This window comes from Maribacter sp. PR66, assembly GCF_028464205.1.
In the GTDB taxonomy this organism is placed as follows: domain Bacteria; phylum Bacteroidota; class Bacteroidia; order Flavobacteriales; family Flavobacteriaceae; genus Maribacter; species Maribacter flavus.
This window is the reverse complement of the sequence record NZ_JAQPCH010000005.1, coordinates 220,910-233,138: the sequence shown is the minus strand read 5'-3', so window position 1 is coordinate 233,138 and position 12,229 is coordinate 220,910. Positions and strand designations below refer to the sequence as shown.

7 protein-coding genes are annotated in these 12,229 nt (G+C 42.1%); 1 reads left to right on the top strand and 6 read right to left on the bottom strand.

Annotation, left to right across the window (positions count from 1 at the left end; translation table 11 throughout):
* Positions 1-61: 61 nt before the first annotated feature.
* On the top strand, positions 62-559 hold the full coding sequence (locus tag PP181_RS11200) for a nuclear transport factor 2 family protein (protein ID WP_272637166.1): 498 nt from the start codon (positions 62-64) through the stop codon (positions 557-559).
* A gap of 407 nt (positions 560-966) precedes the next feature.
* Here PP181_RS11200 and PP181_RS11195 read toward each other — a convergent pair whose 3' ends face one another.
* From PP181_RS11195 to PP181_RS11170, 6 genes are all read right to left on the bottom strand, one after another.
* Positions 967-1,566, bottom strand: a complete 600-nt coding sequence (locus PP181_RS11195) for a hypothetical protein (protein ID WP_272637165.1) — start codon at positions 1,564-1,566, stop codon at positions 967-969.
* 466 nt (positions 1,567-2,032) lie between these two features.
* Positions 2,033-3,568: a YifB family Mg chelatase-like AAA ATPase gene (locus PP181_RS11190; RefSeq protein ID WP_272637164.1), complete on the bottom strand. Its 1,536-nt coding sequence runs from the start codon at positions 3,566-3,568 to the stop codon at positions 2,033-2,035.
* 48 nt (positions 3,569-3,616) lie between these two features.
* Complete coding sequence (locus tag PP181_RS11185; protein ID WP_272637163.1) at positions 3,617-5,404, bottom strand: hypothetical protein; 1,788 nt, start codon at positions 5,402-5,404, stop codon at positions 3,617-3,619.
* Positions 5,405-5,415: 11 nt separating this feature from the next.
* Positions 5,416-6,732, bottom strand: coding sequence for a DUF4249 domain-containing protein (locus tag PP181_RS11180; RefSeq protein ID WP_272637162.1), 1,317 nt, complete (start codon positions 6,730-6,732; stop codon positions 5,416-5,418).
* Positions 6,733-6,735: 3 nt separating this feature from the next.
* Positions 6,736-9,537, bottom strand: a complete 2,802-nt coding sequence (locus tag PP181_RS11175; RefSeq protein ID WP_272637161.1) for a TonB-dependent receptor — start codon at positions 9,535-9,537, stop codon at positions 6,736-6,738.
* Between the two features lie 232 nt (positions 9,538-9,769).
* Complete coding sequence (locus tag PP181_RS11170; protein WP_272637160.1) at positions 9,770-12,163, bottom strand: penicillin acylase family protein; 2,394 nt, start codon at positions 12,161-12,163, stop codon at positions 9,770-9,772.
* Between the last annotated feature and the right edge of the window lie 66 nt (positions 12,164-12,229).

Below are 12,229 nucleotides of genomic sequence, written 5' to 3'. Positions count from 1 at the left end.
GACGCTGGCCACTAAGTGCAAACTGTCGATAACGGAGGAAGTTTAAATATAAACCATACAGATGATAAAAAATCGACTATTTATAAACCTTGTACTCATGCTAAGTGTTGCTGCCACCTATGCAAATACCACTGCTAATACTTTAGTGGGTACGATGAAAATTTCCAACGATTCACTAAGAATCGCGGAATTGGATACCTTTTGGGCCGAGGTTTCCAGAACGGTACGGGAGGGTGACTTTGAAGGTTATAAAGCCACGTATCATGAGGATGCCGTTGTTGTATTCACTACCCGTGAAAACAAATCATCCATATCTATTACAAAAGCGCTTTCAAATTGGAAGCAAGATTTCATTGACACCAAAGCGGGAAAAACAAAGAATACGGTGGAATTCCGTTTTTCACAGCGTGTGGGTGACGAAAACACGGCGCATGAAACAGGAATTTTTGGTTTCCAATCCAATGATGATAGTGGCAAAACAGCTCCAAAACAATTCGTGCACTTTGAAGCCCTACTCGTTAAAAAGGATAATGGTTGGCTCATGGTCATGGAATATTAAAAATCCAAGGCCACCGAAGAAGAATGGGCATTATTGGAATAATGCCCGGCTCCCGCTAGTCTGAGACTAGTGGCGTTCCGAGTAAGGAGATAGAAGTAGCTACGGCCCTCAGATAGCCTTTGACTATTTAAGTTCAAGGTTGGCGATAATTTTTTTTATTATCAAGTCTGATGTTTCCTTCTTTAAGGAACTGAATTTAGCCACCAGTTGCAAACTGGCGGGAGCGGGGGACCTCATTATAAACACTACTAGCGTCATACTGGATCAAGTGCGGCAATAGCTGCTAGGACTTTCTTTATTTTCATGGAATTTTGCTCTTTGGAGGGTGAGGATGATGAAGTACGCCAAATAGGTCTTACCATCGTTTGATTGGGCTTACTCGTGTGGGCACGCGTTATAAATGAGTGTTAGTGGGGAGATTCCAAGGCTTTTTCATTTATTTCTGCATCATAGAGTTCTTTTTTCAGGCTATCAACATCCTTGGTCAAAGTATACTCAATTTTGTCCAAACGTTCCTCTAATTGCTTTATCTGAACATCATTGGACTTTAGTTCGGGGGCTGGTTTAAAAATTGAATACAATAATGAGCCAACTGCTACTAATACACTTATTATTGAAATAGGTAAAGAAAACTTACCATTCCTGATTTTTAAGTTTAAATCCTTTTCCTGCATATCCTTAATCCTAGAATCTTGCAATGCGGATTTGTTCATATTTCGAGCTACTTCCATCTCAACCTCATATTGATTTGTAAAACCTCCATTATCAAGGTAATCTTGTGTAAACTCATTACTACCATAACTTTCATATCCTGAGTTATTTATTACAAGGAAATTACTTCCAGCAGTGTTTTCCATTTCATCCAAGATTTCTTGCATTAGTAGCTTATTGTCCACAGGTTTCCCAAGATTTTCCCATAATCTTTCTACGGTAAATGAATGTGATGGGTCCTCAATTAGAAACTTTAATATTCTATCTTTTAATTCAGCTCTAGCTTTTCCTTCCATATAAAATGTTGTTAATGTATGTACTACCGGCGTACCAATTCAAGGTATCACTTATTTTAAAATGACCCTTAACAAATAACTTATCCGCATCTGGGTCAAGTTCCATCTAACCGAAAAAATCAAATAGGACGTTCAGGTTGCACTTTGTTTGAGGTTCTATTGGTGCACAAAATAATCACCTCTTTTCTAAAGCTTTCCATTGCTCCGTTTCATCCAACATCATGTATTCATATCAGCCCATAAGCAAAAATGGTAATTCGCCTCATAAATAGCAAGTTTTGGTTAACAACTACTAATCACCCCATAGCGCGGAAATGTTTTCAGTGCTTTTAATTCTCAATATGGCTTGGCGGCGGGTGAATCAATGAGGAATCTGTTTGGAAATTCGACAGATGCTTCGCTTCGCTCAGCATGACAAAAGGACCTTTTCACTCCTCACTTGAATCCAGAAACTTGAAACTAAGTATCACCTCAACCACCCCTCACGGTCCAGACTTCTGTATTGAATCGCTTCCGAAATGTGATTGCCGTTGATATCGGTGGCATTATCCAAGTCGGCAATAGTTCGGGCTACTTTTAAGATGCGGTCATAAGCACGGGCGGATAGATTGAGTCGCTCCATGGCATTTTTCAACAAGGATTTTGAAGCATCATCCAATTTGCAGAATTCGCGTATCTGTTTCGTGTTCATCTGCGCATTGTAATGCACGTTTTCCAGTTTTTGGAATCGGGCGGTTTGGAGTTCCCGGGCCTTGGTCACCCGTTTACGAATTTCCACACTACTCTCGCCTTTGCGGTCCTCGGAAAGTTTTTCAAAGGGAACGGGTGTCACTTCGATATGGATATCGATTCGGTCCAACAAAGGTCCGGAAATCTTGCTCAGATAGCGTTGCATTTCTGCAGGGGAAGAAGTAACGGGTGTATCGGGGTCATTGAAATACCCACCCGGACTCGGGTTCATACTGGCTACCAGCATAAAACTACTGGGATAGGTCACCGTGAATTTCGCCCTTGAAATGGTAACTTCGCGATCCTCCAACGGCTGACGCATCACCTCTAACACTCCGCGTTTGAATTCCGGCAGTTCGTCCAAAAACAATACGCCATTATGTGAGAGTGAAATCTCTCCGGGTTGAGGATAGGCCCCACCCCCTACCAAAGCGACATCTGAAATCGTATGATGTGGACTCCTGAACGGTCGTTGACTCATAAGACCCATATTCTTGATTTTGCCCACTACACTATGAATCTTGGTCGTTTCCAAGGCTTCGTGCAGGGTCATGGGCGGCAAAATGGAGGGCAAACGTTTGGCGAGCATGGTCTTTCCCGCACCCGGTGGTCCAATTAAGATAATATTATGCCCACCGGCAGCGGCGATTTCCATACAGCGCTTGATACTTTCCTGACCCTTGACATCGGAAAAATCGAATTCCGGAAAATCCAGACTCTTGTAAAACTCCTCCCGCGTATCGATGATGGTCTGCTCCAAAGGCGTGCCCTGATCAAAAAAGTCGATGACCTGTTTGATGTTCTCAACGCCAAAAACTTTTAGATTTCCCACAATAGCGGCCTCCTTGGCATTTTCGGCAGGAAGGATAAATCCCTCAAAACCCTCTTCCTGAGCTTTTATGGCTATGGGCAAGGCTCCTTTAATGGGCTGCAAACTGCCATCCAAGGAAAGCTCTCCCATAATGATATATTTCTCAATGGCTTCGGATTGTATTTGACCCGATGCGGCCAAAATCCCCAAGGCCAACGTAAGGTCATAGGCCGAGCCTTCTTTACGCAAGTCGGCCGGTGCCATATTGATTGTAATCTTCTTTCCAGGGATTTTGTATCCGTTGTTCTGTAGGGCGGCAGCAATCCGGTAGTTGCTTTCCTTTATGGCATTATCGGGCAAACCTACTAGATGGTAGCCTATCCCTTTATCGATATTTACCTCAACGGTAATCGTAGTGGCCTCCACACCAAAAACGGCACTGCCATAAACTTTGGTTAGCATTTAGTTTTCGTTTGGGCTAAAAATAAAAGATTTTGCCGAATATATCCCTTATTGGCTGGTTTTCATAACAGTTACCTCTTTGACTACCGTTATTGGTTTGCCATAGGTAGTAAATCCATTCAATATTACTTCAAAAATACCCTCGACATCCGACGTAAAAAACTCAAAATTATAGATGCTAGCCTCCACTTTTACATGTGGTTCCCATAAAAGCAGTCCTCTATAATCCGGAATTCGCGAGAAATCGGTGGCCTCATTATCATAATCCTGTTTGAAATAATTTTTCTTGGCAACGGGAAGTTTCAGAGGAATCGCCACGGAATTTTCATAGGAATGCTCCTCAAGATAATCCCCTTCAAAAGTTTCTATGGACATCATGCCCTGATATTGCTTTCCTCCCAACAGGAACTGATCACGAACAAGGCTTATCTTTTCGATTTTACGGGCATCAAAACCTTTGATCATTTCATGATTCGGTATAAAAACACCGTCAATAAGTACTATGGCAGGAAAACTATTTAACTCTTCGTTATAGGTTTCAAAATCCTGAGATATCTTGATATAATCGGAATCTTTGCCTCCCGATCTGTACCCGGCAAACTTGACGATTTCGACCAACGTTTCCCCAAAGGTTGGGAATCTGGTGAACTCATCCAAAAATACCACTTCCGGGAGTCCACCATCAAAAGGGTCGATGGGGTCACTCGCTATAATGGAATCCGGTTTTACGGTAAAGAACTGGTTCTCCAATTGATTTAATACACTTCTCTCCTTGATATACGGCGCATAGGAATCTGACAACGTAAACTTGGAAAAAGTAATATTTGAAAGATCCAAATTGGCTACCTCACCCTTTTTTATGGAATACATCCTATTTTCCTCCTCAATTTGTGCCAAGGCCTGGGTATTCTTGTATTCCTTATTCAAATATGTATAAAAATTACCTTGTGCATCCGTTTGGGCAAATTTCAAAATAAACTCTTTTCCGGGAATAGAAATAATTACGGGAATATCCTTAACCGGCAGTTTTGTTTCATTATCCTGAACGGAACCAAAAAAAAGCTCTCCCCGTTGTTCTGGCAAAAAAATGGAATCACCTACTCGCTGTTTAATTTGTTTATCTGCATTGAAGAAATCCTTGGCAAATAGGGTGGCGTTTAAATAATGTTTAACGGGTATCTCCTCCTTCTTTTTGACTTTTAAGGTATAAATTCCAAAACCAGAAGGGCCTTTGTAGTTGTTTACCGATAAACGAACTTTTTCCCTGGTACCATAGATTTCCTTTTCTAGCCGGACCGACACTGTAGCGGAATCCATTTGTCCAGATGGAAAATTTTCAGTTCTTAAATTGGCTGTACTAGTTTCCTCGCTTGAACCAGTCATAATAGCGGACTGATCGGTCAAGTAAGGGTTGATAATGATGATATCATCCGTATATATCTGATCAAAACCACCATTTCGCATCCATTGTGTATAAGCCAGTAACTTGTACCTGCCAGACGGTATATCGGTCCTCACAAAAAAATCACCTTGAGCAAGTCCTTTATCCAAATTTAGTTTGTGTTCGAATATCTTTTCTTTTTCCTCATTAACCAATACTACATAACCTACCCGACTGATGTTCGATGGATTGTTGTTTTGGGCATTGAAGCAATAAAAGGCATAAAACAAATACTCCCCTGAGAATACCAAGGGGCCAGTATGGTCCACATAAGCCTTTTCTTGAGGAAGCTGTTGCAGACTTAAAAGCTCACTACCGTCCTTAATAACGTACTGCCCCGAGACGCCAAAGCAGCAGCAAACCAAAATCAATGTTAAAAAGGGTATTTTTCGCATCTTTGTTTTTTTTAGTCGACCCAAAAATCAGGTTTTACATTGCTTCCCAAAACCGTACAATCACCACAGATCCTAGGAACATAAATGTATTCACTGGGACATGGACCTATATCTTCCGTATTAGGACCTGCATAACTGATAAGCCCCAAATTAACTTGTTCTATAATCGATTGTGGACATGGGTTGGGGCCCTGCATTCCCGTAAAACAATAGGAAACATGGGATTCATTGGTGGATTGCTCCAAACAATTAAAAACATAGGGAGGCAGATCCCTGTCCGGGAAAAAGTCCATATAATCAAAAAAGATTCTTTCCTTGGATACGGAAACCACATCGAAAAAACCGATGACCCTATCCCTGTCTCCATTGGCCGAAGTGATGTTCCCCTCGATAAAACCGGGCTGTACCTGGGAAAAAACATTTCCGGACTGACTGAAGTTCCTCAGTTTCTCATAAAACCCGAAGGACTCGCTACCCGTGACCATCTGGGTCACCTCGATACTGTATCGGTGCGAGATCATAAAATCGTCCTGATCTAGGAACCGGATCATGTACCTGTTAAAACCGGTACTATTCACTGTATTGTTTTCAGCAAGTATGATACTATTGGAAACCTGGTTCCCATAGCAGACCTGCTGTTCTGTCTCACGCGGCACTATTTCAAGTTCATAGGTGGGTACGGGCAGTGCGCAGGGGTCATAATTGGAAAGTTTAAAATCGCTTTCGTCCCAAAAAGGAGCAACGATTTTATAGGTCTCATTATAACTGAACCGTAGATTGTTGACAGATCCCGAACCCTGGCCGTTGTCAATAAAAATCCCGATTCCCTCCTCACCATCATCGTTGGTCATCCGCTCCGCATATAACTGGTCGACGTCCAAGAAACCTTCAATGACCATAGGTTCAGAGGTATACGTTTTCCCATCGGCAGTCAAAATTTTCAAGGTATAGCTCTGGCCCTCTACTGCTGCAAAAGGTTCTACAGATTCATATATGCCCGGACTTATTTCATCGAAATTGTATGCGGTGCCTATAGCGTTCTCTACCGATACGCGGGCGTTCCGCTCATATTTCACTAAATCCCTATCAATATCCCTCTCTGGGGTAAAAGGATTAAAAGTAGAATCTATCTGGGTATCCAATATGGTGTCCATCCTACTTAGGTTAACCCGATGATTCTTAAACTCATTCGTAATCGTCGCTTCGACCACCAAAATGTCCAGTACCCCTGCATTGTTTTCAAGGCCCAGGTCCACTTCTTCCGTGCAGCATACCGCCAAAAGGCCTATAAAAAAACAATAAAGATAGATTCGTTTGCTCTTAATCATTGGTTAAAACTTAAAATTATAGGTAATAGATGGTATGGGGATAGCAAATATGGAACTTTGTAAGGCCTTTACCTCACCATTTTCCGTCACAAAGAATACCGAATAGGGATTGTTCCTTCCCAAGACATTATATACCGATATGGTTACAAAACTATGGGCGAGTTTGTTTTTCTTGTGGTTCCCTTCGATATTCAACCCTAAATCCAACCTATAAAAGTCAGGAATACGGAATTCGTTTCTGTCACTAAAGGCCACAAAATCGGCATTGTTAAAACGAAAGGTGCCAATGGGATAAGTAACCGGCCGTCCTGTTTGGTATACAAAGTTGGCCGATAGGCTATACCTTCTGGTGATACGATAATTGGTGATAACACTTACATCATGAGGCCTATCAAAATTGGACGGGAAAAATTCGCCGTTATTGATACGTTCCTCGCTGAATTCACTATCAAAACGATACAGGGATCTGGAATAGGTATAACTAAGCCACCCATTGAGATCACCCCGATTCTTCTTTGCCAAAAATTCCACTCCGTACGCTTTGCCTTCCCCTTGCAGTACTTCGGTCTCCACGTTCTCGTTCAGAAACAGGTCGGCCCCCGTCTTAAAGTCCAGCACATTGTCCATTCCCTTGTAATATCCCTCCAAGCTCAATTCATATTCATTTTCCTTAAAGTTCTTGTAGAGTCCCAATGAGGCTTGATACCCTGTTTGGGGAGCAATATTCAAATCAGAAAGCTTCCAAGTATCTATGGGGGACACAGTGGTATTGTTAGAAAGCGTATGTAGGAACTGATACGAATTATTAAAGCTGGCCTTTATGGAAAAATCAGGTGTAAAAAGATACCTTGCCGAAACCCGGGCCTCAGGTCCACCGTAGGTTTTTATTATTTTCGCCCCATCATAGGTTAGGGTCTCCTGTACGGTGGATTCATTTTTAGGGAGTCCTTCTTGATAGCGCTGCTGGGTTCCCGGACCCAAAGCGGCAAAAAAGGCATACCTCACCCCTAAATCCAATAAAAACTTTTCACTTAATTTGAATTCATCCCCCAAAAACAGCGCCCCTTCCAAAGCTTGTTCCTTATCAATTCTTATTGTGCTAATATTTGATTCATTCCCGTCCGGGCGAATACTTCCAGGGTTGACCGAATAATATTTGGCAGAAATTCCATAATCCAGCGTATTCCTTTCATTCAGTATGGTCCTAAACTTATATTTGAACTCGGTTTCATTAATACTATAATCCAAGTTGAAATCGGTATTCGCCTGTCCGTCAAAATCAATCCCAAAACCATAATTACTATTGCCCAGCACTATGGCCGTTGTGGTCCTCTCGCCCATTTTTCTGTCCCATCTCAAAGAAAACAACCTGTTATCATAATTGTAAAGTGAGTCCGAAGTAATACTAAAGGCGTCCCGACTATAATATGCCGTTGCCTTTACCTCGTTATTGTCATTGATTTTATGGTGATATTTTACGATTCCATCAAAAAAACTGGCATTGCTATTATTCAAGGAAGGCTCGTCCAGAGAGCGCAAAATCCAATCTGCATAGGCACCACGCCCTCCAACCACAAGGGAGGATTTTTCCTTGACTATGGGAATTTCAAGGGCCAAATTTCCGGTAACGGGACCTATGGAACCTTCTCCTGCCAGCTTCTCGACATTGCCGTTTTTGGTCCGAATGTCAAAAACCGAGGATAATCGACCACCATATTCTACGGGCATTGCACCTTTGTAAATGTTGACTCCTTTTGTAGTGAATGGATTCAATGCTTGAAAAATTCCGAAAAAATGTTGTGGATTGTAGATGACCGCATCGTCCAAAAGTACCAGGTTTTGGTCCGTTTTACCGCCGCGGACGTTTAACCCCGTTGCTCCCTCTCCCGCGGAAGAAATCCCAGGGAGCGCCTTTGCCACCTGTAAAATATCGCGTTCCCCTAATACCAAGGGAATATTTTTGGAAGCCTCGGAATCTATTTGCTCACTTCCGGTATCGGCATCTTCAACGTTCCTTGCCGCGTCTGCCTGCACTACTACTTCATCCAATTGTTGTACTCCCTCCTCCAGAAACAAATCCAAATTACCATCATTGTACATAATGACTTCACGTTCCGTAGAAGCTATACCCATGGCCCTAACGACCAAAACATTATATCCTGAGGACAATTGGATTGAAAAATTACCATCCCCATCCGTTATGACAAAACCATCTCCATTCTTAACACGGATGGTCAAATCAGGAACAGCTTCACCACTTACAGCGTTTATAGCTTTTCCAGATAAAGTGTACTCCGGCCGCAGGTTATTGGGGTCCGACTTTCCTATCCGCACAACGGGATATCTTTTGGCGGTTGGCCGTACCTCTTCATTATAGAAAGTGGGAGGCGGAATATTCGACCTTTGCCCAACTGAACTGTCCGCTTCTTCTTTTGTTCGATCCTTAAAAAATCTATCGGGCAATTCATCATAAATAATGGCATTTTTGATGATGAATATCCGTTTTTCATCTTCCTTAATAAAGTAATTATAACTACTGGAAGTTAAGACCTCGTTTAGAACCTCATCCAATTCCCTTGAAGTAACATTGAGGGTTACCGTTTCTTGATCCATTCCTTCTTCCAAAAAATAAAACTTATAATCCGTCTTGGATTCCAAATCCAAAAAGACATCCTTGAGCGATGTGTTTGTATAATTTCCAGAAACCAAAGATGTTTCCTGCCCTAAGGCACAAAAACAAAATCCCATTAAAAGAAAGGAAAAATAAAGCGAGGATGGCAATCTATAGTACGGAAGTAAGGTCATTTGATGGGATTGGTTTTCTTAAAAATAAGGGAAATTTATTTGTAATACCGCCAACACCTGAAGTTCCGAACGGAAAATCACATAATAGTAATTTAATACCCTCAAAAATTTACTTTTAAGAGTTGGACAACACCCAAATCCAAAATTTCGTATTTTTAAAAATGTAAATCGCTATACATCTCTTAAAGCTAGTTAGGCGTCCTAAAAACTTTATGCCGAATAACTTCACACATTAATTTGGAGAGAAAATTAGTACCGACTTTTTAGTAGATCGAATCTCCTCCTCATTCATCATCATTTTTCTAAATTCCCCATTGACATACATCTCCGCTTGGTCCTTATAGTGTTCACTAAATGGATTGCCGGACTGACCTGTTGGCAGGATACTGATGCTATTTTCAACATCGGAGAAATCGACGATCCGTCTTGTGGAAGGGCCGGAACTAACTTTGTACAATCCTGTGCTATTATAAGGAAAGGCCAAATTATTGATAACCTCACGTGTTCCTTCAATAGGAAAGGGTCCCACATTGAAAAATGACCGTAATGCATCTACCTGACCAATGGGATGGCCATGTTCCAAGGTATGCACCTTGTTCCATGTCCATTGGGCAATATCGGGCCCAAAGTCGGATTCTAAAGAGCCAATGGCCTCCACTAATGATTTTTTGATTATTTCACTTCTTTGTTCCAAGATTTCAGGAGTTGAAACATCGTCCCACCAAACGGACGTATCACTCTTGATGATAGGCGCTATGGTTCGCTTCAAAACGTGCGTAGCTAACAATTGTTCAAATTGTTCCGCGCCCAATTCATCCTCAAAAATATTTTCCAGAACCTGATATACCCAACGTGTGTATATCGTTCCGCCTTCGTTGTCCAGGGAGTATATTCCATCCCAGGCTTTTAGCGCATCCAAAACCTTGGTTTCCTTGTCAGATACCTCCTTAATGTTTATGGCACCCATCAGGTCTTGCGCAATTTCCAAATGTACCGGCGAGTTTACATCCAAAATCATACTGGAAACATCGTTACTGTCCCAATCGCTTTTAGGGTCCAACAATTGAACGATACGCTTGGCCCTATTTTCGGGCAAATAATAGCCGGGATATAACATCCCTGAAATGGAATCTGGCTGATTGTTTGCGGAGTACACATAATTCCTTGGCGGGTTCACCGCTTGCGGATTTTTTTCAAAATCCAAGAATTCCCTTGTATCGCTAGGTTTATTGCTCGCGTCAAAAACCAGTTTTGTATTTACATTATCCGGAACCTGCCAAAGTTTTGCGGTGGCGAACCAGCCAATATTGCCTTCTGCATCGCCATACATGATATTGAGTCCGGGCGCATGGATTTTTGGCAAGGCCGATGTAAACTCGCCAAGATTCGTGGCATGGCTAATTTCGTAAAAGGCATCCACCACTGTATTTTCTTCTTGGGTGTATACCCAATACATGGAAATGGGGCGTTCGCCTTGGATTTGATCGGCAATCCCATTTAGGATGGGTCCGTGTACCGATTTCTTAAAAGTGAATTTGATATCCGACGAATCCTTCACCTTGATCGTTTTTGTTACCGATTCATACTCCGCCCAAGTACCGTTTAGGCGATACTGATCGGCATTTTCGGGATTGTTTTCCTCAAAGTAAAAATCCACATCGTCGTTTTCGAACATGGTCATCCCATAGGCGATATCCCGATTGTGCCCCAAGACCGGAAACGGAATGCCCGCAATATGGTAGCCGTATTTTGAATAGGTAGGTGTTTCCAGATGGGCTTCGTACCAAACCGATGGTTGTGCAAAGCCAATATGCGGATCATTCGCAAAAATAACCTTCCCGTTTTTGGTCCTTGCAGGCGCCAAGACCCAACTGTTACTGCCCTCGAACAGCGGTAGGTTTACTTTTCCAAGTGCTTCGGTTACTAAAGCTGTTACGGAATTTCCAACGGAATCCACTGGGTTGTTTTTATAGTTCTTGATCCATACTGTGCTGGTATCGGAATGTATTGCCAAATCCTTTAAATATTCGGGGCCTAGTTTGTCCTTTATATTGCTCAGCAGTGGATCGGTTTTATGCCCCATGGCAAAACTGAAGGCCATATACCCCATGATATTGTACACATCGGTAATCGTAAACTCGGTCTGATCGATGCCTGTCAGATAAAACTCTATAGGGGTTGGGCCTTCGGCAATGAACTGATTGAGTCCGTCCAAATAGGCTTGCATTATGGTAGCTGCATCACCGTTCATATCCAATTTGGAAACGGCCTTTTCCGATGCCTCATCGATTCCCAAAGAAAGAAAGAACTTATCCGTACCTATCAAATCCTTGCCAAAAACTTGGGAGAGCCCACCGCTTCCAATCCTGCGAAGCAGCTCCATTTGCCATAGTCGGTCCTGCGCATGCACATAGCCCAAAGCCCTAAAGGCATCCTCTTCGGTCTCCCCATAGATATGAGGCACACCATATTCGTCAAAATAAACCTGTACCTCGTTATGTAGTTTTGGAAGTTTTTTTTCTCCAGAATAATCAGGTTTGTGCAATTGTACAAATACGTAACCTGAAATAACAATCAGGAGGATGAGGGTCAACAACACGTACCCTACTTTTTTGAATATCTTCATGGATGTTCCTAAAATTACACCCGTAATTTAAGGTTAAATTTTTGAAGCCAAAAGACGGTATCCTAT

Bases quoted from the DNA above. Each gene is read 5' to 3' on its own strand.
- PP181_RS11190 (WP_272637164.1), bottom strand. From the start codon at position 3,568: ATGCTAACCAAAGTTTATGGCAGTGCCGTTTTTGGTGTGGAGGCCACT.
- PP181_RS11200 (WP_272637166.1), top strand. From the start codon at position 62: ATGATAAAAAATCGACTATTTATAAACCTTGTACTCATGCTAAGTGTT.
- PP181_RS11195 (WP_272637165.1), bottom strand. From the start codon at position 1,566: ATGGAAGGAAAAGCTAGAGCTGAATTAAAAGATAGAATATTAAAGTTT.
- PP181_RS11185 (WP_272637163.1), bottom strand. From the start codon at position 5,404: ATGCGAAAAATACCCTTTTTAACATTGATTTTGGTTTGCTGCTGCTTT.
- PP181_RS11170 (WP_272637160.1), bottom strand. From the start codon at position 12,163: ATGAAGATATTCAAAAAAGTAGGGTACGTGTTGTTGACCCTCATCCTC.
- PP181_RS11180 (WP_272637162.1), bottom strand. From the start codon at position 6,732: ATGATTAAGAGCAAACGAATCTATCTTTATTGTTTTTTTATAGGCCTT.
- PP181_RS11175 (WP_272637161.1), bottom strand. From the start codon at position 9,537: ATGACCTTACTTCCGTACTATAGATTGCCATCCTCGCTTTATTTTTCC.